This window comes from Microbacterium gawkjiense, assembly GCF_031932225.1.
GTDB lineage: Bacteria > Actinomycetota > Actinomycetes > Actinomycetales > Microbacteriaceae > Microbacterium > Microbacterium gawkjiense.
On sequence record NZ_JAUZVV010000001.1, the window covers coordinates 312788 to 336883 of the forward strand.

21 protein-coding genes are annotated in these 24096 nt (G+C 71.0%); 10 read left to right on the top strand and 11 right to left on the bottom strand.

Features of this window, described 5'->3' with window-relative positions; genetic code table 11:
• Nucleotides 1-94: 94 nt before the first annotated feature.
• Entirely contained in the window at nucleotides 95-1885 is a 1791-nt protein-coding gene (locus tag Q9S71_RS01545; RefSeq protein ID WP_311860138.1) for a DEAD/DEAH box helicase, read from the bottom strand.
• 87 nt (nucleotides 1886-1972) lie between these two features.
• Here Q9S71_RS01545 and map point away from each other — a divergent pair, with 87 nt between their 5' ends.
• Nucleotides 1973-2746 (top strand): type I methionyl aminopeptidase, encoded by a 774-nt coding sequence (gene map, locus Q9S71_RS01550; protein WP_311860139.1) that lies wholly within the window; start codon nucleotides 1973-1975, stop codon nucleotides 2744-2746.
• Between the two features lie 3 nt (nucleotides 2747-2749).
• Here map and Q9S71_RS01555 read toward each other — a convergent pair whose 3' ends face one another.
• Nucleotides 2750-3775 carry a LacI family DNA-binding transcriptional regulator gene (locus Q9S71_RS01555; protein ID WP_311860140.1) on the bottom strand — a complete coding sequence of 342 codons (1026 nt, stop codon included), beginning with the start codon at nucleotides 3773-3775 and terminating at the stop codon, nucleotides 2750-2752.
• Between the two features lie 165 nt (nucleotides 3776-3940).
• Here Q9S71_RS01555 and Q9S71_RS01560 point away from each other — a divergent pair, with 165 nt between their 5' ends.
• The 5 genes from Q9S71_RS01560 to Q9S71_RS01580 all read left to right on the top strand — a co-directional run bounded on the left by Q9S71_RS01560 (nucleotide 3941) and on the right by Q9S71_RS01580 (nucleotide 10283).
• Nucleotides 3941-5242 carry an ABC transporter substrate-binding protein gene (locus tag Q9S71_RS01560; RefSeq protein ID WP_311860141.1) on the top strand — a complete coding sequence of 434 codons (1302 nt, stop codon included), beginning with the start codon at nucleotides 3941-3943 and terminating at the stop codon, nucleotides 5240-5242.
• 61 nt (nucleotides 5243-5303) lie between these two features.
• Nucleotides 5304-6209, top strand: coding sequence for a carbohydrate ABC transporter permease (locus Q9S71_RS01565; RefSeq protein ID WP_311860142.1), 906 nt, complete (start codon nucleotides 5304-5306; stop codon nucleotides 6207-6209).
• A 5-nt stretch (nucleotides 6210-6214) separates the two neighbouring features.
• Nucleotides 6215-7108, top strand: coding sequence for a carbohydrate ABC transporter permease (locus Q9S71_RS01570; RefSeq protein ID WP_311860143.1), 894 nt, complete (start codon nucleotides 6215-6217; stop codon nucleotides 7106-7108).
• A 2-nt stretch (nucleotides 7109-7110) separates the two neighbouring features.
• Nucleotides 7111-9024: a glycoside hydrolase family 127 protein gene (locus Q9S71_RS01575; protein ID WP_311860144.1), complete on the top strand. Its 1914-nt coding sequence runs from the start codon at nucleotides 7111-7113 to the stop codon at nucleotides 9022-9024.
• Nucleotides 9025-9065: 41 nt separating this feature from the next.
• On the top strand, nucleotides 9066-10283 hold the full coding sequence (locus Q9S71_RS01580; RefSeq protein WP_311860145.1) for a pyridoxal phosphate-dependent aminotransferase: 1218 nt from the start codon (nucleotides 9066-9068) through the stop codon (nucleotides 10281-10283).
• A 43-nt stretch (nucleotides 10284-10326) separates the two neighbouring features.
• Here Q9S71_RS01580 and Q9S71_RS01585 read toward each other — a convergent pair whose 3' ends face one another.
• The 4 genes from Q9S71_RS01585 to Q9S71_RS01600 are packed head-to-tail and all read right to left on the bottom strand — an operon-like array spanning nucleotide 10327 to nucleotide 13161.
• Nucleotides 10327-11463: a UDP-N-acetylmuramate dehydrogenase gene (locus Q9S71_RS01585; RefSeq protein WP_311860146.1), complete on the bottom strand. Its 1137-nt coding sequence runs from the start codon at nucleotides 11461-11463 to the stop codon at nucleotides 10327-10329.
• Nucleotides 11463-11882, bottom strand: a complete 420-nt coding sequence (locus tag Q9S71_RS01590) for a MaoC/PaaZ C-terminal domain-containing protein (protein ID WP_311860147.1) — start codon at nucleotides 11880-11882, stop codon at nucleotides 11463-11465. The genes Q9S71_RS01585 and Q9S71_RS01590 overlap by 1 nt, the downstream gene beginning before the upstream one ends.
• Nucleotides 11879-12325, bottom strand: a complete 447-nt coding sequence (locus Q9S71_RS01595; RefSeq protein WP_064002959.1) for an FAS1-like dehydratase domain-containing protein — start codon at nucleotides 12323-12325, stop codon at nucleotides 11879-11881. The genes Q9S71_RS01590 and Q9S71_RS01595 overlap by 4 nt, the downstream gene beginning before the upstream one ends.
• A 38-nt stretch (nucleotides 12326-12363) precedes the next feature.
• A complete protein-coding gene (locus Q9S71_RS01600; RefSeq protein WP_311860148.1) occupies nucleotides 12364-13161 on the bottom strand; it encodes a sulfite exporter TauE/SafE family protein in 798 nt (265 codons plus the stop codon).
• Between the two features lie 87 nt (nucleotides 13162-13248).
• Between Q9S71_RS01600 and Q9S71_RS01605 the strand changes: the two genes are divergently transcribed.
• Nucleotides 13249-14283 carry a lactonase family protein gene (locus Q9S71_RS01605; RefSeq protein ID WP_311860149.1) on the top strand — a complete coding sequence of 345 codons (1035 nt, stop codon included), beginning with the start codon at nucleotides 13249-13251 and terminating at the stop codon, nucleotides 14281-14283.
• Nucleotides 14284-14289: 6 nt separating this feature from the next.
• On the opposite strand, the gene Q9S71_RS01610 is transcribed toward Q9S71_RS01605, so the two are convergent.
• The 3 genes from Q9S71_RS01610 to Q9S71_RS01620 form a co-directional block, all read right to left on the bottom strand.
• Entirely contained in the window at nucleotides 14290-14847 is a 558-nt protein-coding gene (locus Q9S71_RS01610) for an NYN domain-containing protein (RefSeq protein WP_311860150.1), read from the bottom strand.
• A 68-nt stretch (nucleotides 14848-14915) separates the two neighbouring features.
• Complete coding sequence (locus tag Q9S71_RS01615) at nucleotides 14916-16643, bottom strand: ABC1 kinase family protein (protein ID WP_311860151.1); 1728 nt, start codon at nucleotides 16641-16643, stop codon at nucleotides 14916-14918.
• A 5-nt stretch (nucleotides 16644-16648) separates the two neighbouring features.
• Nucleotides 16649-17260, bottom strand: a complete 612-nt coding sequence (locus Q9S71_RS01620; protein WP_311860152.1) for a PadR family transcriptional regulator — start codon at nucleotides 17258-17260, stop codon at nucleotides 16649-16651.
• 246 nt (nucleotides 17261-17506) lie between these two features.
• On the opposite strand from Q9S71_RS01620, the gene Q9S71_RS01625 reads away from it, so the two are divergent.
• The gene (locus Q9S71_RS01625) at nucleotides 17507-18529 is read left to right on the top strand and encodes an aggregation-promoting factor C-terminal-like domain-containing protein (RefSeq protein ID WP_311860153.1); all 1023 of its coding nucleotides are present in this window, start codon (nucleotides 17507-17509) and stop codon (nucleotides 18527-18529) included.
• Nucleotides 18530-18596: 67 nt separating this feature from the next.
• Here the strand turns inward: Q9S71_RS01625 and Q9S71_RS01630 are convergent, their stop codons facing one another.
• Entirely contained in the window at nucleotides 18597-19892 is a 1296-nt protein-coding gene (locus tag Q9S71_RS01630; RefSeq protein WP_311860154.1) for a M18 family aminopeptidase, read from the bottom strand.
• A 716-nt stretch (nucleotides 19893-20608) separates the two neighbouring features.
• Between Q9S71_RS01630 and Q9S71_RS01635 the strand changes: the two genes are divergently transcribed.
• Both Q9S71_RS01635 and ligD read left to right on the top strand, forming a co-directional pair.
• Entirely contained in the window at nucleotides 20609-21133 is a 525-nt protein-coding gene (locus tag Q9S71_RS01635) for an endonuclease domain-containing protein (RefSeq protein WP_311860155.1), read from the top strand.
• A gap of 111 nt (nucleotides 21134-21244) precedes the next feature.
• Nucleotides 21245-22477, top strand: coding sequence for a non-homologous end-joining DNA ligase (gene ligD / locus Q9S71_RS01640; RefSeq protein WP_311860156.1), 1233 nt, complete (start codon nucleotides 21245-21247; stop codon nucleotides 22475-22477).
• On the opposite strand, the gene Q9S71_RS01645 is transcribed toward ligD, so the two are convergent.
• The gene (locus Q9S71_RS01645) at nucleotides 22438-24051 is read right to left on the bottom strand and encodes a DHA2 family efflux MFS transporter permease subunit (protein WP_311860157.1); all 1614 of its coding nucleotides are present in this window, start codon (nucleotides 24049-24051) and stop codon (nucleotides 22438-22440) included. The two genes, ligD and Q9S71_RS01645, sit on opposite strands and share 40 nt — an antisense overlap.
• Nucleotides 24052-24096 lie beyond the last annotated feature (45 nt).

Here is a 24096-nt window from a genome sequence, read left to right on the forward strand (position 1 = left end):
CACGCCGCGTGCGCGTCCCGACGGGCGGCGTGTCGCACCGGATCCATTGCATCCGTGAACGCCGCCCCGGACGGGCAAACGAGAGCGGATGCCGTCAGTCGCGGCCGTGACGCGGCTTGCGCTCGGGCCGGTCGCCGTACGAGCGCTTCGGCCGGTCGTCGAAGGACCGGTGGGGGCGCTCGCCGCCGGGGCGGCCGCGGTCGGGACGGATCTCGATGAGCTGCCCGGAGATCCGGGTGCCCTTGAGGCGTTCGAGCACGGAGGCATCCATCGACGTCGGCAGTTCGACGAGCGAGAAGTCGGGGCGGATGGTGATGGCCCCGAAGTCGTCGCGGCCCAGGCCGCCCTCGTTGGCGAGGGCGCCGACGATCTGACGCGGCTCGACGCGCTGCCGGCGCCCGACCGCGATGCGGTACGTCGTGAAGTCGCCCTTGCCGCGACGCTCCCGGGGGCCGTCGGCACGCGCCGGACGGTCCTTGCGGGTGCCGCGCTCGGCGTCCGCGGCGACGGCCTTCGCGAGCTCGTCGCGCTCGGGGTCGAGCAGCAGGGGGGTCTCACCCTGCGCCACGACGGCGAGCGCTGCGGCGACATCCTGTTCGGGCACGTCGTGGTTGCGGACGTAGTGCGCGATGACGTCGCGGAACCCGTTGATGCGGTCGGTCTCGGCGAGCGCCGCCGTGATGGCGTCGTCGAAGCGCGCGAGACGGGTCGAGTTGATGTCCTCGGTCGTCGGCAGCTGCATCTGCGTGGGCGCCTGACGCGTCGCGCGCTCGATGTGGGCGAGCAGGTAACGCTCGCGCGGCGTGACGAAGCTGATCGCGTCTCCGGTGCGGCCGGCGCGACCGGTGCGGCCGATGCGGTGCACGTACGACTCGGTGTCGGTCGGGATGTCGAAGTTCACGACGTGGCTGATGCGCTCCACGTCGAGGCCCCGCGCGGCGACGTCGGTCGCGACGAGGATGTCGAGCTTGCCGTCCTTCAGCTGCTGGATGCTGCGCTCGCGCTGCGGCTGCGGGATGTCGCCGTTGATCGGCGCCGCGCTGAACCCGCGGGCGCGGAGCTTCTCGGCGAGGGTCTCGGTCTCGTTCTTCGTGCGGACGAAGATGATCATCCCGTCGAAGTCCTCGACCTCGAGGATGCGGGTGAGTGCGTCGACCTTCTGCTGGTACGACACGATCAGGTACCGCTGCGTGATGTTCGTGTTGGTGGAGGTCTTGGTCTTGACCGTGATCTCCTCCGGGTCGCGCAGGTACTGCTGCGCGAGTCGACGGATGGATGCCGGCATCGTCGCCGAGAACAGGGCGACCTGCTTCTCGGCGGGGGTCTGCGCGAGGATCTGCTCGACGTCCTCGGCGAAGCCCATCTTCAGCATCTCGTCGGCCTCGTCGAGCACGAGGTTCTTCAGCTGCGAGAGGTCGAGGGTGCCCTTCTCGAGGTGGTCCATGATGCGACCGGGCGTGCCGACGACGATGTGCACGCCGCGGCGGAGAGCCGACAGCTGCACGCCGTAGCCCTGACCGCCGTAGACGGGGAGGACGTGGACGCCCTTCATGCGCGCGGCGTAGGACTCGAACGCTTCGCACACCTGGAGCGCGAGCTCACGGGTCGGGGCCAGGACGAGGGCCTGCGGCGTCTTCTGCGTCAGGTCGAGGTTCTCCATGATCGGCAGTGCGAACGCGGCGGTCTTGCCGGTGCCGGTCTGGGCCATACCGACGACGTCGCGGCCACCGAGGAGGACGGGGATGGTCGCGGCCTGGATCGCGGAGGGCGTCTCGTAGCCGAGGTCTTTGATGGCGGCGAGGACGGGACCGGTGAGGCCCAGCTCGTCGAAGCCGGGGAGGGCGGGGGTGTCTGCGGACTCGGTCGGGGTCTGGGGGTCACTCACCTATCCACCGTAGTGGAGCCGGGCTGGGAACCATCCGGGCGGGCGTAGGATGGGAGGTCGCGCCTGACGACCGGAACGGACTGCCTCGTGATCGAGATCCTCACCCCCGACCAGATCGACCGCGCCCGCACGACGGGCGCCCTCGTCGGCGACATCCTGCACGGCATCAAGGAGCGCGTGAAGCCGGGCACGAACCTGCTCGAGATCGACGTGTGGGCGAAGGACATGATCCTCGGCGCCGGCGCCGAGTCCTGCTACGTCGACTACGCCCCGTCTTTCGGTCGCGGTCCGTTCGGCCACTACATCTGCACCGCCGTGAACGACGCCGTGCTGCACGGTCGCCCGCGCGACCAGCGCGTCGCCGCCGGCGACCTGCTCACCCTCGACCTCGCGATCAAGACGAGCGGGGTCGCGGCCGATGCCGCGATCAGCTTCACCGTGGGCGGCGCGCCGCACGCCGAGAACGACGCCCTCATCCGTGCGACCGAGGAGGCCCTCGCCGCCGGCATCGAAGCCGCCCAGCCGGGCGCGCGCATCGGTGACATCTCCGCCGCGATCGGCGACGTGCTGACCGGGGCCGGCTATCCCGTGAACACCGAGTTCGGCGGGCACGGCATCGGCACAACGATGCACCAGGACCCGCACGTCTCGAACATCGGCCGCGCCGGCCGCGGGTACCGCCTGCGCCCCGGACTCATGCTCGCGATCGAGCCGTGGGTCATGGTTGACACCGACGAACTGAAGGTCGACGAGGACGGCTGGACGCTGCGCAGCGCGACCGGATGCCGCACCGCCCACACCGAGCACACGGTCGCGATCCTCGAATCCGGCAACGAGATCCTGACGCGCCCGACGCGCTGACGCTCAGCGACGGGTCACGGTCGACCCGCGGATGACGAGGCGGACCGGGAGGTGCCGCACGCCCTCCCCCATCTCCGATCCGTCGATAGCTTCGAACACCCGCTGCGCGGCGCGACGGCCGAGCTGCTGGAGGTTCGCGTCGATGCTCGTCAGTTCGGGACGGGAGTTCGTCGCAAGCAACTCCCAGTTGTCGTAGCCGATGACGGCGAGATCCCCCGGCACCGAGCGCCCGAGATCGCGTGCGGTGTCCAGCACCCCGCGCGCGATCTGATCGGAAGCCGCGAAGACAGCGTCGATCTCGGGATGGCGACCGAGGAGGGTGGCTGCCGCGTCGCGTCCCCAGTGTTCGGACCAGTCGCCCGACAGCGGCTCGCCGACGAACTCGAGGCCGGCGTCGGCGAGCGCCGCGCGAGCACCTTCGAGTCGCTCGCGCGCGGCGGCGTAGGTCGGATCGCCGGAGATGTGGGCGATGCGCGTGCGGCCGCAGGCGAGCAGGTGCTCGACGGCGAGACGGCCGCCGGCACGGTTGTCCGGGGTGAGCGAGAAGTCGCGCTCGTCGTCGGAGGGCGCATAGGCGTACACGACGGGGACGGGGATGTCCTGCCCGAGCGAGGGACGGGGATCGGTCTGCCGCCCCACGACAATGATGCCGTCGACCCGCCGGCTCAGCAGGGCACGGAGGTGATGCTGCTCTCGGATCGCGTCACCGCGTGCGTCGCACAGGAAGACGTTCACCTGCCCTGCCCCGAACGCGTCCTCGGCTCCCATCAGGATCGGGAGCATGAAGCGACCGTCGAGGTCGCTCGTGAGGAGGCCGACGGTGCCGGTCCGGCCCGCGAGCAACCCCCGCGCCATCGCGTTGGGCGTGAACGACAGATCCTCGGCGGCTTCGAGCACGCGACGCCGGGTGGCCGGGGCGACGTCGGTGCGACCGTTCATCGCCTTCGAGGCGGTTGCGAGGGACACCCCGGCGAGACGGGCGACGTCGCTGAGCGTCGTCGTCCGGACTCCGGTGTCGCTACCGGCCATACGATCCCATTTCGAAATCTTTTCGATTCACGTTCTTGACCCTACTCCCATCCGAGGGATATCGTCCCGAAATGGGTTTCGATATTTTCGAACTCAAGAAGCACCACCCGGTGCTGTCGGCGCCTGCCGTGGCACTCACTCGACGGAGAGTAAGAGGACATCCTGATGAACACCTACCCCCGCCGCTCCCGACGGCGGACACTCACAGCACTGCTCACGGCCGGCGCACTGGTCGGCGCGCTCGCCGCGTGCGCCGGCGGCGGGACGTCGGGGACGACGACGCCGCAGGACATCCCCGCCGAGGGCGTCGACGACGGCACGACCCTCACCCTGTGGACCCGCGCCCCGCTCGAGAAGCAGGCGAAGCTCCTCGTCGAGGCGTACAACGACTCCCACGAGAACGAGGTCGAACTGACCGTCGTCCCGAACGACGACTACGTCGCGAAGGTCGGGGCTGCTGCCGGTTCGAACGGGCTCCCGGATCTTTTCGCCGCCGACATCGTCTACGTCCCGAACTGGGTCGAGCAGGGACTCTTCCAGGACATCAGCGCGCAGATCGACGGGCTCGACTTCAAGGATCAGATTAATCAGGGCCACCTCAGCGCCGGCACCGCCGACGGCAAGGAGCACGTCCTCCCGTTCGTGCTCGATCTGTCGATGCTCTTCTGGAACAAAGAGCTCTTCACCGAAGCCGGACTGGACCCCGAGAAGGCACCCGCGAACCTCGAGGAGTTCGCGGCCGCGGCCAAGGCGATCCAGGCCCTCGACAAGCCCGACGTCTACGGGACCGCCACGGGTCTGAACTGCGGCGGATGCCTCGTGTTCACCTGGTTCCCGGCGATCTGGGCGGGCGGCGACGAGGTGCTGAGCGACGACGGCACCGAGTCGCTCCTCGCCGGCGACAGCGCTAAGGAGGTCTACGCGATGTGGAAGGACCTGTGGGACTCGGGCGCAGTGCTGCCGAGCTCGCAGGACGAGGCCGGGCCCACCTGGACGGCCGGGTTCACCGAGGGCAAGGTCGGCCTCATGTACTACCCCGCCACGCTCCTCTCGTCGACGCCGTTCGACGCCGGCGTCGCCGGCATCGCGGGGCCCGACGGCGGAGCCTCCACCTTCGTCGGGGGTGACGGCATCGGCATCTCCAAGGACTCCCAGAAGTCGCCGCAGGCGTGGAACTTCCTCAACTGGCTGATGTCCGAAGACGCTCAGGTCGGCGTCCTCGCCAAGAACAAGGACGTCGTCTCCCGCGCCGACTTCTCCTCCAACGAGTTCTCCGACGCCGACCCGCGACTGGTGACCATCAACGAAGTCGCCGGCAAGGGCGACACCCCCGTCGCGCTGAACTTCCAGCAGGCATTCAACGCACCCGGCAGCCCGTGGCTGAGCCTCGTCCGCAACGCGGTCCTCGGTGACGGCAGCTCGGTCGACGCCGACAACGACGAGATCACCGCCGTCCTCCAGCAGTGATCCGCGCGGGGGGTGCGTCGGCAGGCGCACCCCCCGCATCCCTCCCGCACGAAAGGTCGACATGGTCGTCACCGCACCCCCCGCCCGGCGCCGCCGGCGCTCCCGCCCGCTGGGCGGCCCCGCTCAGGGCTGGGGCTTCGCCGCCCCGACGGCGCTATTCGTCGTCTTCCTGTTTGTGATCCCCCTGCTCCTTGTCCTGCAGATGTCGGCATCGGACTGGCCGCTGCTCGGCGGCAATCGAGGGCTCAACCTCCCGGAGAACTACATCGACGCCGTCGACCACCGGTTGTTCTGGGACTCGATCCGCTTCACGCTCGTCTACACGGCCGTCACGACGGTCCTCCTCATCGGGCTCGGACTGGGCCTCGCCCTCCTGGTCCAGGAGAGCACGCGGTGGAAGGGCTTCCTCCGCACCGCGTTCCTCGTCCCGAGCGCGCTCGGCCTCGCCTCGGCATCCCTTCTCTTCTACGTGCTGTACTCGCCGATCGCCGGCCCCTTCGCGGACCTGATGGATGCCTGGGGCATCACCTTCCTCGGCACCCCCGAGGGCGCCCTGTGGTCCACGGTCTTCCTCATCGTCTGGCGCTACGCCGGGTTCTACATGCTGCTCATGCTGGTGGGCCTGCAAGGAATCCCCGACGAGGTCTACGAAGCCGCCCGCATCGACGGCGCCTCCCGGTGGCAGACGTTCCGGGACGTCACGGTCCCGCTCCTGCGACCCACCTTCGCGCTCACGATCGTGATGTGCGTGACCGGTTCGCTGCTCGCGTTCGAGCAGTTCTACATCCTCACCAAGGGCGGGCCCGACAACAGCACCGTCACGATCGTGCAGCTGATCTACAGCGTCGCGTTCCAGGGCCAGAACAGCCTCGGCATCGCCGGCGCACTGTCGGTCATCGTGCTGCTCGCCCTGATCGTCATCAACATCCTCCAGCTGCGAGCGTTCCGCCGCCCCGACGAAAGCTGACCGCGATGGCCATGACCGCCACCCGCACCCTGATCGCCCCGGGCTCCACCCCGACGCCGCCCCGACACCGTCGCTCCCGAGCACGGCGCGCGGTCCTCGGCATCCCCTCGGCCGTCTTCACGACGGCGTTGGCGATCATCTTCCTCTACCCGCTGATCTGGACGGCTGTCTCGTCGGTCGGGCCCCGCGCCGGCACGAGCCAGACCGACGGCTGGGGCTTCGGCAACTACCTCGCCCTGGCCGACTATCAGGCCGGCGTCTGGGTCTACCTCGGGAACTCGCTGTTCGTCTCGCTGTTGACCGTCGCCCTGACGCTGCTTCTCTCGCTGACCGGCGGCTACGCTTTCGCACGCTTCGACTTCCCCGGTAAGAACGTGCTCTTCCTCGTCGTGCTGGCGATCCTGATGGTGCCGTACGCGACGCTGCTCATCCCGCTCTACGTCCTGCTCAATGCGGTGGGGCTGCAGAACTCGCTCGTCGGCGTCGCGCTCGTGATCACGATGTTCCAGCTCCCGTTCTCGATGTTCATGATGCGGGTGTCGTTCGAGTCGATCCCCCGGGAGTTCGACGAGGCCGCCATGGTCGACGGGTGCTCACCGTTCAGCGCGCTCTGGCGGATCCTCATCCCGGCCGTCAAGCCCGGCCTCATCACGGTCGGCCTGTTCGCCTTCCTCACGGCGTGGAATGACTTTTTCGCGCCGCTGATCCTGATCAACGACTCCGCGCGGATGACGCTGCCCCTCGCGGTCGCCAATCTGCGCGGCCAGGTCCAGGGCGTGGTCGACTACGGCGCCACCGAGGCGGGGGTCGTCGTCCTCGCCCTGCCGTGCATCCTCCTCTTCCTGATCCTTCAACGTCACTACGTCCGTGGCTTCATGTCCGGCGCATTCAAGGGATGACCATGACCACGCCCCCACCGCACACCGCCACCACGCCGCCCGTCGCGCCCGCCGCGCCGCGCCGCGGCCGACTCCACCCCCTCGGCCTCACGGAGGTCACGCTCACGGGCGGGTTCTGGGCCGAGCGGCAGACCCGCAACGCCGCCGCGACGATCCCCCACATCCGCGCCCGGCTCGAATCCGAGGGGTGGCTCGGCAACTTCGACCTCGCCGCACGCGGGACCCTTCCCGAAGGCCGGCGAGGACGGGAGTTCTCGGATTCCGAGGTGTTCAAGTACCTCGAGGCGTGCGCCTGGGAGCTCGGCCGACGACCGGACGACGACATGGAGGAGTCCTTCCGCGATGTCGTCCGACGGGTCGCGGCGGCGCAGGAGCCGGACGGATACCTCAACACGATGTTCGGCCGCGATGGGCAGGCGCCCCGGTGGTCGGACCTCGAATGGGGTCATGAGCTGTACTGCCTCGGACACCTGTTCCAGGCGGCGGTCGCCCGCCATCGCACTCATCGGACGGCCGACGACGGGCTCGTGGACGTTGCCCGCCGCGCCGCGGATCTCGTCTGCCGCACCTTCGGAGAGGGCGGGATCGAACGGGTCTGCGGCCATGCCGAGGTCGAGACCGGACTGGCCGAGCTCGGCCGGGCACTGGAGGAGCCCCGCTACATCCGACAGGCGGCGCTCTTCGTCGAACGGCGCGGCCACGGCACGCTGGCCGAGATCGAGTGGGGCCGCGCGTACTTCCAGGACGACGTCCCGATCCGCGAGGCCGCGTCCCTGCGCGGTCACGCGGTCCGTGCGAACTACCTCGCCGCGGGAGCCGTCGACGTCGCCGTCGAGCAGGGGGACGACGCCCTGCTCGACGCCGTCCGCCGTCAGACGGCTCACGCCGTGGCTCGCCGGACCTACCTGACCGGCGGACAGGGCTCCCATCACCAGGACGAGGCCTTCGGCGAGGACTGGGAGCTCCCGGCGGACCGCGCCTACTCGGAGACCTGCGCAGGAGTGTCCTCGGTGATGCTGTCGTGGCGGTTGCTGCTCGTCGACGGGGACCCGAGGCACGCCGATCTCATCGAGCGCACCCTCTTCAACGTCGTCGCCACCGCGGTGGGGGCGGACGGGCGCTCGTTCTTCTACGCCAACACGCTGCACCAGCGTGTTCCCGGGGAGGTCGGGGACCCCGATGCCACCTCGCCCCGGGCCTCGTCGTCGGTGAGGGCGCCGTGGTTCGACGTGTCGTGCTGCCCTCCGAACGTCGCCCGCACGATCGCCTCCCTCGGCGCATACGTCGCGACGACGGACGAGGGCGGTGTTCAAATCCACCAGTACGCACCGTCCGAGATCCGGACGACGACGACGTCCGGCGACGCCATCGCGCTCCGGATCGAGACGACCTACCCCGACGACGGTCTCATCCGTGTGCTCGTTGTCGAGTCCCCCGCGAGCCCGTGGACGCTGAGCCTGCGCGTGCCGTCGTGGGCATCGTCCGCCGACCTCGTCGAACCGGACGGGCGCCGTCCGGTCGAGCCCGGGACGGCGACCGTGACGCGAGCGTTCCAGCCGGGGGACGTGGTGGAGCTGCACCTGCCCATCGCAGCTCGGGTGACGCATCCGCATCCGCTCATCGACTCGGTCCGCGGCAGCATCGCCGTCGAGCGGGGCCCGGTCGTGTACGCGCTCGAGTCCACGGACCTGGGCGCGCACGTCGACCTCGCCGTGGCGGCGGGTACGCCTACCGTCGAGCGCGACGGCGACGTCCTACTCGCTCTCGCCGTCCGGGACACGGGCGACGCCCCGTGGCCGTATGGCACGCCGGCGGCTCCCGCTCCCCCGGCGACGCATGTGCGTCTCGTCCCCTACCGGGACTGGGGCAATCGGGGACCCTCGACGATGCGGGTCTGGATCCCGACCGGGACGTGACGCGCCCTGTGCGCGACGCCACCCGACGGTACGCTCGGAGGGTGACCGAACACGCTGCCGTCCCCCGCATCCCCGCCGTCTCCACGAAGCTCAGCGCGATCGCCGAGTCCGCGACCCTGAAGGTCGACGCGAAGGCCAAGGCGCTGCAGGCCGCGGGGCGACCGGTGGTCTCGTACGCGGCCGGCGAGCCCGACTTCGCGACCCCGCAGTTCGTGGTGGATGCCGCGGCCGAGGCGCTGCGCGACCCCGCCAACTTCCGGTACACCCCCGCGGCCGGCCTGCCCGTGCTGCGTGAGGCGATCGCCGCGAAGACGCTGCGCGACTCGGGGCTGGAGGTCGCCCCCTCGCAGGTGATCGTCACCAACGGCGGCAAGCAGGCCGTCTACCAGGCCTTCCAGGCGGTCGTGAACCCGGGCGACGAGGTCCTGCTGCCCGCGCCGTACTGGACCACCTACCCCGAGGCGATCGCCCTGGCCGACGGTGTTCCCGTCGAGGTGTTCGCCGGCGCCGACCAGGAGTACAAGGTCACCGTCGACCAGCTCGAGGCCGCCCGCACCGACAAGACGACCGCGCTCGTGTTCGTGTCGCCGTCGAACCCGACGGGCGCCGTCTACACCGCCGACGAGACGAAGGCGATCGGCGAGTGGGCCCTCGCCCACGGCATCTGGGTCATCAGCGACGAGATCTACCAGAACCTCGTCTACGAGGGCGCTCGCGCGATGTCGATCGTCGAGGCCGTGCCCGAGCTCGCCGGCCAGACGATCCTCGTCAACGGCGTCGCGAAGACGTACGCCATGACCGGCTGGCGTGTGGGCTGGATGGTGGGCCCCGCCGCCGCGATCAAGGTGGCCGGCAACCTGCAGTCGCACCTCAGCTCGAACGTCAACAACATCGCGCAGCGCGCGGCCCTCGCCGCCCTCACCGGCCCGCAGGACGAGGCCGAGAGGATGCGCCAGGCCTTCGACCGCCGTCGCGGACTGATCGTCTCGGAGCTCGCGAAGATCCCCGGCGTCACGGTCCCGAACCCGCTCGGCGCGTTCTACGTCTACCCGGACGTCACGGGACTGCTGGGGCGCGAGTGGGACGGTGTGCGCATCGACACGTCGCTCGAGCTGGCGGACTACATCCTCGAGCGCGCCGAGGTCGCCGTCGTCCCGGGCGAGGCCTTCGGCCCGTCCGGCTACCTGCGCCTGTCGTACGCGCTCGGCGAGGAGCAGCTGCTCGAGGGCGTCCAGCGCCTGCAGCGCCTCTTCGGCTGACGCGCACCCGCCGGCCGACGACCACCGAGGTCGACGGCTCGGGTCAGAGCTCGACGTCGAAGAGCACCGGCTCGGGCTGCAGCAGCACCCCGAACTCGGACTGCACGCGCTGCTGGATGAGTCGCGCCAGCGCGGCGACCTCCTCTGCGGTCGCGCGTCCGCGGTTCGTGAGGGCGAGCGCGTGCTTCGTCGACAGCGACGCGCGCGAGCCCGGCAGGCGGAAGCCCTTGCGCATCCCCGCCTGCTCGATGAGCCACGCGGCGCTGATCTTCACCGGCGCGGGTCCGTCCGCCCGCGGCGGGATGAACCCGTCGAACCGGTCGAGCGGGATCACCCGGTCGGCCTCGGGCTCGGGCGCCATCGACCAGCGCGGCGCCTCCGGCGGCAGCGTCGCGGCGAACTGCGCCGAGACGATCGGGTTCTGGAAGAACGACCCCGCACTCCACGTGTCGTGGTCGTCCTCGTCGAGCACCATGCCCTTGCGGGAGCGGATGTCGAGCACCGTCTCGCGGATCCACGCGAGCGAGACCGCGGCATCCGGTTCGAGGCCCAGCGCCGACCGCAGCTGCGCACCCCGCACGGGGACCTCGCCGTGACCGACCTGCGTGAGCTCCAGCGTGACCGAGAGGATGACGGCGGAGCGCTCGGGGACCGACCCGTAGTGCTTCTTCAGCACCGAGGTGCGGAGCCCGAGTCCCAGATCGGATGCCGGGACCACCGACACCTCGCCGGTCGCCTCGTCGATGAGCTCGACCTCGACGAGCGTCTCGACGATCTCCTGACCGTAGGCGCCGACGTTCTGGATGGGGGCGGCGCCGGTGGTGCCGGGGATCCCCGACATGGCTTCGATGCCGCTGAGTCCTGCGGCCACGGTCTGCGCGACGAGGTCGTCCCAGTTGTGACCGGCCTGCACCTTCAGCCGCACGCGGCCGGGGTGCGGCGACGGCAGGCGCTCGATGCCGCTCGTCCGCACGAGGACGGCGGTGCCGTCGAACTCGTCGTCGCCGAACAGCAGGTTCGACCCGCCGCCGACGACGAGCCAGCGGTCGCCGTCGTCCCACACGTCACGGAGGGCGGCAACGAGCTCGTCGGTCGTCGCGGCCTCGATCATGCGGCGCGGCATCCCTCCGACGCGGAGCGTCGTGAGCTGCGACAGCGGGACGGGCGCGATCTCGGGCATCAGGATGCCGCGCGCACGCGCACCTGCGCCTTGCCGAGGACGGTCGTGCCGTCGTGCGAGACGGTCAGGTCGATGCGCACGGCGTCGTCCTCGATCGCGCCGACCTTGGCGACGACGGAGACGTCGGCCCCCGCATCGGTGTCGACGACGACGGGGCGCGTGAAGCGGACGCCGTAGTCGAGGATGCGGCCGGAGTCCCCCAGCCACGACACGATCGTCTCGACGGCGAGGCCCATCGTGAGCATGCCGTGGGCGAGGACGCCCGGCAGCCCCACGCGCTCGGCGACGGCGTCGTTGTAGTGGATCGGGTTGAAGTCCCCCGACGCGCCCGCGTAGCGCACGAGCGCGGCGCGGGTCAGGTGCACGGTGCGCTCGGCGACGACCGCGCCGACCTCGAAGTCCGGGCCCACGGCGGTCATTCGTCGCCTCCCACCAGCAGGACGGAGGTCGCGGTGACGACGTGGTCACCGGCGGCATCCGTGATCTCGGCCTCACTCGTCACCATCGCACCCTTCCCGAAGGCGCGGATGCCGGTGACCGTCAGGCGTCCCGTCAGCTCGTCGCCGGCGACGATGGGTCGCGTGTAGCGGAAGCGCTGCTCGGCGTGCACGACGCGTTCGAGCACGATGCCGGAGTCCGGCTCGCTCAGCAGCTGCTGCAGCGTGGCGTCCTGGATCACCATCGCGAAGGTCGGCGGCGCGACGACGTCGGCGTAGCCGAGGGAACGCGCGACCTCGGGGTCGTCGTGCTGCGGGTCGGTCGCGAACACCGCGCGGGCGAACTCGCGCACCTTCTCGCGGCCGACGAGGTACGGGGCGGTCGGCGGGAAGGCACGACCTTGCAACTCGGGATTCACGGGCACCGGTCGATCCTACCGTCCGGCTCCGGCGCCGGCCCGGTTCAGCGGGCGCGGTGGGCCCGCACGGCCTTGATCGACAGCTGCGCGGCGATGAAGGTCAGGTAGACCGCGAAGAGGACGTTCGCCGTGAACGGGTCGACGAGGGTCGCAAGCCACGCGCCGAGGGCGGTGGTCGTGCACGCGGCGACGCCGATCACGCCGGCGGCGACGAGGTCGACGTTGTGGCGGCGGAGGTTGCCGATCGTGCCCGAGATCGCGGTCGGGATCATCATGAGCAGCGAGGTGCCCTTGGCCACCAGGTCGCTCGTGCCGAAGAGGAACATGAGCGCGGGCACGACGATGACGCCTCCGCCCACCCCGAGGAGCCCCGCCATGACGCCAGTGAAGACACCGAGGACGGCCAGGCCCGTTCCCGTGAGCCACGTCAGCGGCAACTCGGCCTCGCGGGACGGCACGACGATGAAGAGCATCACGATGACGACGACGAGGAAGGCGATGAAGCCCCAGCGGATCGCGTTCTGCGGCAGCCGGGCCAGGAGCCACGTACCGATCTGCGCGCCGACGACCGCGGCGCCGGCGAGGATCAGCGCAGGCACCCAGGCGACAGCCCCGACGGCCGCATACGACACGACGCCGACCGCGGCGGTGGGCACGATGGCGGCGAGCGACGTCCCTGCGGCGCGCTTCTGATCGAAGACCAGCAGCGTCAGCAGAAGGGGCACGATGACCGTTCCGCCGCCCACGCCGAACATGCCCGACATGAGCCCGGCGAGCAGGCCGATGCCCAGTGCGCCCAGGTAGTAGCGGGGGGTGCGGGCGACGGGGGGTGTCGTGGTCACGAGGCGGGGTCCGACACGAAACGCATGCCTCGACCCTACTCCCGGCCCGGCGGACGCCCGCGCGGAGCCTCGGCCTACGATCGAAGCATGTCCCCTTCGCTCGTCCTCGTGGCCAATGCCGGTGAATCCTCGATCAGCACGTTCCGCGTGACGGATGCGGGGCTCGAGCGCCTGTCGGTCGCGACCGGCACCACCGGATGCTCGAACTTCGCCGTCGACCCGGAGCGCGGCCTCGTCTACGCGTCGGTCAAGGCCGACGACGAGAACGCGGATGCCGGCATCCTCACCCTTTCCCTCGACCGCGAGACGGGCGACCTCACCCCGCTGACCCGCGTGCCGCTGCCCGGTGGCGCGATGAACTACCTCTCGCTCACGCGGGACGGCGCGGTGCTGCTGGGCGCGGCGTACTCCGGCGGGTACGGGATCGTCTGCGCCGTCGACGCGTACGGCGTCGTCAGCCCGCCCGCCGCCGAGGTCCGCTTCCCGCGACTGCACTCGGTGATCGCGAGCAGCGACGGCCGCCACGCCTACTTCGTCTCGCTCGAGAGCGACCTCATCGCGCAGTTCTCGCTCGGCGACGACCTCGCGCTGACCCCGCTCGACCCGCCGGTGGCCGCAGCTCCGACCGGCAGCGGCCCGCGTCACCTCGCGTTCGGCGACGACGAGCAGACCCTCTACGTCCTGACGGAGTTCACCGGCGAGGTCCTGCGTTACCGGCGCGATCCTGCGGCGGGGACGCTCGAGCTGCTGTCGGCGACGCCCGCGCACGACCCGTCCGAGAAGCTCCGTCACAGCGTCATCGACGAGGACCCCCGCGAGAACCACTACGTCTGGGGTGCCGACATCCACCTCACCGACGGCGTCGTGTGGGCCTCGGAGCGGACCGCGAGCACGCTGGCGGCCCTGCGCATCGCGGCGGACGGCTCCCTCTCCGAACCGACCGGCTTCGTCGTGACCGAGGAGCAGCCGCGCGGGTTCGCCGTCAGCGACGACCGCACGCTGCTCGTCGCGGCGGGCGAGCGCTCGACGACCGTCTCGCTCTACCGCGTCGACGGCGCGGACCTGCACCTGCAGGGCCGGTACGAGACCGGCCGCGGCGCGAACTGGGTCCGCTTCGCCTGAGCGCGCTCAGCGCAGGAACTGCTCCGGGTCGAACTCGGCGATCGGGATGATGCGCACGCGCGGCAGCTGGGCGTCGAAGGCTCCGGCGTCGTACTCGAGGTCGAAGAAGCGGATGCCGGGGATCTGGGCGAAGCCGGCGTTGCGGAACTCCTCGAAGGCGAGCACGCCGACACGGCGCGAGCCGTCGGCGAGGACGCCGAGGTCGTCGACGAAGTCGCCGTCGTGACTGACGAGGACGACGTCGTCGCCGTGGTCCTGCAGGGCGCGGAGGGTGCGCTGGATGGCGAGGTCGACGACCTTCTCGTCGGGGTCTCCCGACAGCGGCACGGGCTGGTAGCCGAGGGCGAGGAGCGCCTGCACGAACGACATCGGCAGGTTGACGGACGCGTTCAGGAAGAAGAGCCCGCGGGCGTCCTGATTCCAGCTGTCCGCGACGAACGAGAGGATGCGGTCCCACCGCGGTCGCTCATCGGGCTGCGGACGCCGGCCGAGGATCGATCCGCCCAGGGTGGCGTCGATGTTCTCCCCGTCGACGAGCACCCAGGTCCTGCGATTGCCGGCCATGCCGCCTCCTCCGCGCACCGCCACCAGCGGACCGGTGCGCCCGACTCATCCTAGGCGTCGGCGCCCGCTCACCAGCGGCGGCCGAAGACCCCCGCGAGCACGGCGTGCGCGAGCGGCAGAAGCGACCCCGTCATGAGGACACCGCCGAGCACCGCATCATCGGGGCGGATCACCGCGCCCCCGACGAGGAGGCCGGCGAACAGCAGGCCCGACAGGGTGCGACGGCCGAGCTGCTCGAGCCGCGCGACGCGACGCTCCAGCGCCGGGTCGGGCAGGGTGATGCGATGGTCCTCGACACGGGTGATCAGGTCGTCGACGCGGCCCGGCAGGCGCGAAGCGGTCGTCAGCGAGGTCAGCGCGCGCCGGAGCACGTCGGTCACGGCGTTGCGCCCCTCCTCCCGGACGAGACGCGAGGCATAGGGCTCGACGGCATCCCACAGGTTGAACGCGGGGTCGAGGGCGCTGCAGACACCCGAGGTCAGCGACATGGCGCGCACGATGAGCAGGAAGTTCTCCGGCAACTGGAACGGCAGCGTCCGCACGACGTCCTGAAACTCGATCGCGAACGCGCGGAACTCCCGCGGGTCGACCTCGCGCAGCTCGGCGAAACCCATCCCGCCGAAGCGCGCGAACAGCTGGGTCATGGCGCGCTCGAGCTCGCTCGTGTCGGCGCTCGGCAGCAGGACGCCGACATCGCGGATGCTCTGCACGAGGGCCACGCCGTCGCGCGCGGCGACGGCGATCATGAGGCGGCGGAGACCGGCGCGCAGGCTCGGCGGGACCTCGCCCATCATCCCGAAATCGATGAACGTGAGCCGCCACGGCGGGGTCGCGGGACCCGCGGCATCCGTCGTCGGCATCGGGGTGACGAAGATGTTGCCCGGGTGCGGGTCGGCGTGGAAGAACCCGTGCGTGAACACCTGGTCGAACATGACGGAGGCGAACACCTGCGCCACCTCCGCGGGATCGATGCCGGCGGCCCGGAGCGACTCGTGGTCGGTGATCTTGATGGCCGTGACGTCCTCGAGGGTCAGGGTGCGCCGCGAGGTGCGCTCCCAGACGACGGCGGGGACGCCGACGCGCGGGTCGCCGGCGAAGTCCGCGGCGAACCGCTCGCCGTTGGCGGCCTCGTGCAGGTAGTCGATCTCCTCGAGACTCGTCTCGGCGAACTCCTCGACGAGCTGCGGCGCGTCGACGCGGTCCGACACGATCCGCACGTGGCTCAGCCACCTGCCCACGCGGCGGAGTGCCGCGAGGTCGGTGTCGACGATGTCCTGGATGCCCGGGCGCTGCACCTTCACGACGACGGCGTCCAGCCCGGTCAGGGCTGCGTCCTCCGGCGACAGGCGTGCGCGGTGAGCCTGGCCGAGGGATGCCGCGGCCACCGGCACGGTCTCCATGGCGGCGAAGGCGCGGTCGAGGGTGACCCCGAGCTCGCCTTCGGCCTCGGCACGGATGAGCGGGAACGGGACGGCGGGGACCTCGTCCTGCAGACCTTCGAGCTCCTTGGTGATCTCGGGCGGCAGCACGTCGAGGCGCGAGGACATGAACTGCCCGACCTTGATCATGAGACCGCCGAGGTCGATCGCGAGCGCGTGGAAGCGTCGGGCGATCCGCTGCATGCGCGCCGAACGGCCGCGCACGCCGATCCAGCCGAGACCGATCCGGGGAAGGAACAGCTCGAACCACCACGTGACCACGAGGGCCCTCGCGGCGAAACGAAGGATGCGGCGGTAGCGCGCCCGTGCGTCGCGGTCGTCGGGAAGGTCATCGCCTTCCCGGCGCCGTGCTGCCACGCGGGTCAGCCCTGCGCGAGCAGGGCGTAGAGCCGGCGGCGGGCCTCGTCGAGGATCTCGACGGCGTGTGCCACCTGCTCGGGAGAGCCGGAGCGCGCCACCTGCGCGGCGGCCTGGGCGAGCTCGACACCCGCCTTGGGCAGCGCGGTCGCGCGGTGCGGGTGCTCCTTCTGCGGCGCGGCGGTCTCCCACGGGGCCGATCCCACGGCCTCCTCGGCGACCATCCGGCCGGCGTCCGTCAGCGAGTACGTCTTGCGACCGTTCGCCTCCTCGGCGACGATCAGGCCCTCGTCGGCGAGGAGCTGAAGGGTGGGGTAGACCGAGCCGGCGCTCGGCTTCCACGAGCCGCCGCTGCGCGAGTCGATCTCCTGGATGATCTGGTACCCGTGCATCGGCTTCTCGGCGAGGAGGGCGAGCACGGCGGTGCGGACGTCGCCGCGGCTCATCCGGGGGGATGCGGGACGCTGGTCGAACTGGGTGCGGAACTGTTCGAACGCCTCCATGAGATTCGCGCCGAGGCCGCTGAGGTCGAAGCCCTGGGACCCCGATCCGAAGCCGCGACCGCCGCCGCCGAAGCCGCCCGAACCGAAGCCCTGCGAGCCGAATGAGCTGTTCATGATGTCTCCTTCAGATGGTGACCGATACCCAACGATATATCGCTGACGACAGCCGAGGGGCGGCGTCAGCAACTTCCCAGGGTTTGTGATCAGGCCTTTTTCGGACACCGTCGATGACGCGACTGTCCAGGTAACGTTCGGGTAACGCCCAGGAACGTGGGACAGAGTGGGCGACTCGTGCCCGCCCGAACGGACACGCGCGCTCCATCGGAGCGTGTTCTCGCTACACGGAACCTTTCTTTCTGCATGCCTACAGACACGCCATCCACCCCCACCCGCCGATCCATCCGCACGACCCGCACCGACGCACGCCGACTCCGGCGCCGTCCGGTCCTCGTCCTCACGACGTTGACCACCGCGTTCGCCATCGCCGCGAGCGCCACCGCCATGGCCCCCGCTCCGGCCACGGCACGTGCCGAATCGACCCCGGCGATCGCGCTGGCCTCGTTCACGAAGGCACTGCCCGACTCGATCACCGCCGGCGTCGCCACCTCGGTCCCCGCCTCGAAGATCCAGTCCACGCTCGACCGCGCCGACGACGCGGTCGCAGCCTCGAAGAAGGTCACCGCGGACATCGCGACCTCGAAGCTGGACGTCGGTACGGACGACACCACGGTCGAGACCGATGACCTAGCTCAGGCCGTCTCGGACCTCGAGAACGTCTCCGCCCTCCCGCTGCTGCTCGACACGCGCGACGCCACCGCCGCCGTCGAAGAGGCGGTCGCCGAGGTGAACGAGCAGACGGGCGCGCTCCAGGGCCGCCTGGACGCCGCCATCCAGAAGGAGAAGGAGCGTCTGGCCGAGGAGAAGCGCAAGGCCGAGGCTGCGGCGAAGGCCGCCGCCGAGAAGAAGGCCGCCGAAGAAGCTGCCGCGGCCGAGGCATCCCGGTCCAGCTCCTCCGGCTCGTCGTCGTCGGGCTCGTCGAGCTCCGCCGGCACGACCAAGCGCGCCGCCTCGGGCACGTCCGCCGGCGCCGCGCAGGCGACCGCGCGCAGCATGCTCGGAAACTACGGCTGGGGCGACGACCAGTTCTCGTGCCTCGTCTCCCTCTGGAACAAGGAGTCGAGCTGGAACTACCAGGCCTACAACTCCTCGAGCGGCGCCTACGGCATCCCGCAGGCCCTGCCCGGCAGCAAGATGGGCAGCGCCGGCTCCGACTGGAAGACGAACCCGGCGACGCAGATCGCCTGGGGCCTCGGCTACATCGACGGCCGCTACGGCAGCCCCTGCGGCGCATGGGGCCACTCCCAGTCCAACGGCTGGTACTGACCCCCGCACGCCCCCGGATGCCGCGGGTCCCCGACACCACGTCGGCGGGCCCGCGGCATCCGCCGTTTCAGGAGGTGAAGACCGCCTCGGCGACACGGGCGAGGTCGTACAGGTCGGTGACGCCCGCGAGCTCGCGGGCCGAGTGCATCGACAGGATCGGGATGCCGACGTCGACCGTCGCGATGCCCAGTCGCGTCGCCGTGATCGGACCGATGGTCGAGCCGCACGGCACCGCGTTGTTCGACACGAACTCCTGCGAGCCGACACCGGCGGTCTCGCACCAGCCGTGCCACGCGGCGGCCCCGGCGCCGTCGGTCGCGTAGCGCTGGTTCGCGTTGATCTTGAGGATCGGGCCGGAGCCCAGCCGCGGCTGGACGACGGGGTCGTGCTTCTCGGCGTAGTTGGGGTGCACCGCGTGACCGACATCGCTCGAGACGCACCACGACGACGCGAGGGCGCGCAGCTGCTGCTCGCGGTCGGCGCCGAGGCTCAGCTGGATCCGCTCCAGCACGTCGGCCAGGAAGGGCCCCGCGGCACCCGAGCGGGTGGCGGAGCCGACCTCCTCGTGGTCGAAGACGGCGAGCATCGCGATGCGCTCCCCGTCGAATCCGTTCGCCGCGCGCGCGAGCGCGACGACACCGGCGTGCACCGACGCGAGGTCGTCGAGCCGCCCCGAGGCGAAGAACGCATCGTCCTTGCCGAAGACCGCGCCGCGTGCGGCATCCGCCGTGACCACGTCGTATCCGCGGATGCGGGTCGCGTCGACGCCGGCCTGCGCTGCGAGCTCGCCGAGCAGATCCGCCGAGTCGGCGTCGCCCAGACCCCAGACCGGCTGGGTCTGCCGCTGCCGGTCGAGGGCGAGCCCGTCGTTGACCTCGCGGTCGAGGTGGATCGCGAGCTGCGGCAGGCGCAGGAGGGGTCCGGTCGCGGCGAGGACGCTCGTGCCGTCGTCGAGCACGAGGCGACCCGCGAGGCGCAGTTCACGGTCGAGCCACGAGTTCAGCAGCGGCCCGCCGTAGACCTCGACGCCGGCCTGCAGCCATCCGTGCGACCCGGTGGTGGGGCGCGGCTTGAGCTTCAGGGCGGGTGAGTCGCTGTGGGCCCCGAAGACGTGGACGCCGGTCGCGGCATCCGCTCTCTCCGGGACGATCCAGGCGAGCACCGCACCGTCGCGGACCACGAGGAACCGGCCACCGGGCTGCGCCGGCCAGGCCTCGCGCTCGTCGAGCTCGCGGAAGCCGACCTCGCGCAGTCGACGGGCGACCTCGGCTGCGGCGTGGTAGCTCGACGGCGAGGCGGCGACGAAGTCGGCCAGGTCGGCGGCGTGGTCGAGTGCGACCGTGCCGGACACGGGCGTGGACATGGGACCTCCAGGAGGGATGCCGGACGGGACCTCTCGATCGTAGACACCCCGCTCCGGCTTCCCCTGCTCCGGCTTCCCCTGTCACAACACGCCGTCGGGCTCCGCGCTTCGCGACAGGGGAACGGCGAGCGATCCGCCACCCCCGCGCTCCCCTGTCACAACTCGCCGCCGCCCGCTGCACTTCGTGACAGGCGAGGAGTCCTCCACAGTGCAGACCCGGTGCCCCCTTGCTCCCCTGAGGCACCGTGACTCCGCTCGGCCGTCGCCCCGTGCGCCACGCTCGACAGGTGCACAGCCTTCCTCCGTCGCTCGGTGAGCGGTTCTCGGTAACGGCAGCTCGTCAAGCCGGCGTCTCGACGAGCCGATTGCGCCGGAGAGACCTCGCGCGGCCCTTCCACGGCGTTCGGGAACGACGACACGGAGGGCACGCCGACCCCGGGCTGGACCGGCTCGGGATGCCGCGAGGCGCCGCCGAGGCTGCGCACCTCCTCCGCGCGCGGCAGTATGCCGAGAGGATGGCTCCGCACGAGGGGTTCAGTCACCTCACCGCGGCCGCCATCTGGGACATCCCCCTGCCGCCCGGGGTACTCCGGGACGCACCGGTACACGTGTGCGTCGAGGGGCCGAGGCGACTGCCGCGCTGCGCGGGCGTGCGAGGCCATGAGCTCGTCGCGGGCCGCGCGCGGTTCGTGGTCGATCCCCTGACAGGGCTCCGCGTGACCGACCCTGCGACGACGTGGGCGACACTCGGCGCGATGCTCCGGTCGGAGCGCGACCTCGTGGCCGCGGGTGACGCCGTCGTGCGGACATGGCGCGTGCCGCGACCCCTCGCGACTCTCGACGACCTCGCGATCACGATCGAACGCGGTCGACGCGTCGGCATCCGCTCACTCCGCGCGGCCCTGCCGCGCCTCCGGACCCGGGCGGCATCGCGACCCGAGAGCCATCTGCGGCTCGCCCTGCTGGACGCGGGGCTGCCGGAACCTCTCCTCAACCACCCCGTCGTCGTCGATGACCGTGTCGTGGCAACGCCGGATCTGGTGTACTCCGAAGCCCGCGTCGCCATCGAGTACGAGGGCGAGCATCACCTTCTCGACGCCGAGCAGTGGGCGTACGACATCGAGCGCTACGACGCGCTGCGCGCCGCCGGGTGGACCGTCGTGCGGGTCACGAAGCGCGACGTCTTCGGGCGGCACACCTCGGCGCCGGCGAAGGTCGCGGCAACACTGGCCGCGCGCTGACTTCCCCTGTCACGAACAGCACCCACCCACGGCGTGTTGCGACGGGGGAACGCCGCCTGCCCGCGCCGCAACCCCGTGGCGGGGCCGGCGCGGGCGGGGTAGACCGGGCGCATGGCGAAGAAGGACGACGCGGTCACGCTCGAGGTCGACGGGCACGAGGTGCGGCTCTCGAGCCCCGACAAGGTGGTGTTCCCCGAGCCGGGCATCACCAAGCGCGACCTCGCCGACTACTACCTCGCCGTCGCCGACGGCGCGCTCCGGGGCGTGGCCGACCGCCCGATGGTGCTGAAGCGCTTCGTGAAGGGCATCGGCCAGGAGGCGTTCTTCCAGAAGCGCGTGCCCGAGAACCGGCCGGACTTCGTGTCGTCCGCGACGCTCCGCTACGCCTCGGGGACGAGCGCCGAAGAGGCGGTGATCCGGGATGCCGCGGGCCTGGTCTGGGCGGTGGGGCTCGGATGCCTCGACCTCAACCCTCATCCGGTCCGCGCCGACGACCTCGACCACCCGGACGAGCTCCGCATCGACCTCGACCCGATGCCCGGCGTGGACTGGACGCAGATCGTCGACGTCGCCTTCGTCGCGCGCGACGTGCTCGCCGACGTCGGGCTCGTGGGCTGGCCGAAGACGTCGGGATCGCGCGGCATCCACATCCTGGTCCGCACCGACCGGGCCCACGACTATCCGCAGGTGCGACTGGCCGCGCAGGCGTTCGCGCGCGAGGTCGAGAACCGGGCGCCGGGGCTCGCGACGGCGCACTGGTGGAAGGAGGAGCGCGGCGAGAGCGTGTTCGTCGACTTCAACCAGAACGCGAAGGACCGCACGGTCGCCTCGGCCTACTCGGTGCGCCCGCTCCCCGATGCCCGCGTGTCGATGCCGGTCGACTGGGACGACCTGCGCGAGGTCCGCCCCGAGGCGTTCACGGTGCGCACGGTTCCCGCCCTGTTCGCCGAGCGCGGCGACGCGCACGCGGGCATCGACGACGCACCCGGTTCGCTCGACCGGTTGATCGACCTCGCCGAGCGCCTGGGGCCTGCGGAGAAGGCGCCCCGGGGCGGCGACGGTACCGGGCGCCGGCAGTCGACGATGCCCCTCATCGAGATCTCGCGAGCCGCGACGAAGGACGAGGCCCTCGAAGGTCTCGAGCGGTGGAAGGCGCGGCATCCCGACGTCACCCGCCGCCTCTCCCCCGCCGACGTGCTCGTCGACGGCATGCGCGGGTCGAGCTCGCTCTGGTACCGCGTCCGCGTCAACCTGCAGCACGTCCCCGACCCCGAGCGGCCCCGGCAGGAGCCGCTCGAGGTCGACTACGACCCCTGGACGCGCTCCGCCGGCCGCGACTCCTGAGACTCCTCGCGCCGGCGCCCCGACCCCAGGGCGAACGTCGCGCCGAGGCCGATCACCAAGAAGCCCGCGGCGGTCAGCGCCGAAGCGCGGGTGCCGTCCGAGAACGCGGTGCGCGCGGCATCCGCGATCTGCGCCTGCGACGGGTCCGCCTCGAACCCGGCGATCGCGGCACCAGCCGAGTCGACGACGGCCGAGACGACGGTGTCGGCCTGCGCGGCGGGCACGCCGGCGTCGTCGAGGGATGCCGCGAGCACACCTCCGGTCGTCGTGAACAGCACGGTCCCGAGGATCGCAACGCCCAGCGCCGAGCCGACCTGGCGCGCGGTGGACTGCATGCCCGACCCCTGGCCCGACTTCTCGACCGGGACATCCTGCAGGATGACGCCGGTGAGCTGCGCGGTCGCGAGTCCGACGCCGAACCCGTACACGGCGAGCGCCGGAATGAGCCAGCCCCAGGCGGCATCCGGTCCGATGATGAACCCGGCCCACGCGATGCCGACGATCTCGGCCAGGATGCCGACACGTACCACGACGACCGCCGGGACCTTGCCGCTGAACGCGCCCGCGGCGCCGCTCGCGACGAACGAGCCGCCCGCCAGGGCGAGCAGCAGGAAGCCCACCTGCAGGGCGTCGAAGCCGAGGACAAACTGCAGCCACAGCGGCAGGGCGAGGATGAGTCCGAACTCGCCGAGCGAGACGACGAGGGCGGCGATGTTGCCGTTCCGGAACGACGAGATGCTCAGCAGCGAGAAGTCGATGAGCGGGTCCTGTCCGCGGCGGGCACGGCGCAGGCCCCACCAGACGAAGAGCACGAGCGCGACGAGGGTGATCGCGACGGCGAACGGGATCGGCGAGATCGTCAACGGCCACTCCCATCCGCCGATCGTCAGGCCGTCCTCGGCCGTCCACCACCCGAACGTGCGCCCCTCGATGAGACCGAAGACGAGCGAGCCGAAGAGGATGACGGACAGGAGCGCCCCGACGCCGTCGATGGACCGCTTGCGGGCCTCGCGGGATTCCGCGACGGTCAGCAGGACGCCGATCACGATGATGATCCCGAGCGGCACGTTGATGCCGAACGCCCACCGCCACGAGAACGCCGTCGTCAGCCATCCGCCGAGCAGCGGCCCGACGGCGGCCATCCCGCCGATCGTGGAGCCCCAGACAGCGAAGGCGATGCCGCGCTCGCGGCCGCGGAATGTCGAGTTGATGAGCGACAGGGTCGTCGGCAGGATCATGGCGCCGCCGACCCCCTGCACGAAGCGGGCGAGGATCAGCAGCTCACCCGTCGGCGCGAAGCTCGCGAGCACCGACGACGCGGCGAAGATCGCGACGCCGAGCAGCATGATCCGCCGTCGCCCGAACCGGTCCCCGAAGGCGCCGAACAGCAGCAGCAGCGAGGCGAAGACGAGGGTGTACACCTCCTGCACCCACTGCACCTCGGTCGAGCTGATCTTCAGCTCTTCGACGATCGAGGGCACCGCGACGTTCACGATCGTCGAGTCGACGATGATGAGCGAGACCGCGACGCTGATGAAGACGAGACCGAACCACCGCCGGGAGTCCTTCGCCATGAGATTTACCTCGCTTTTCTAGCAATCCGACAGCGATAGTACTCC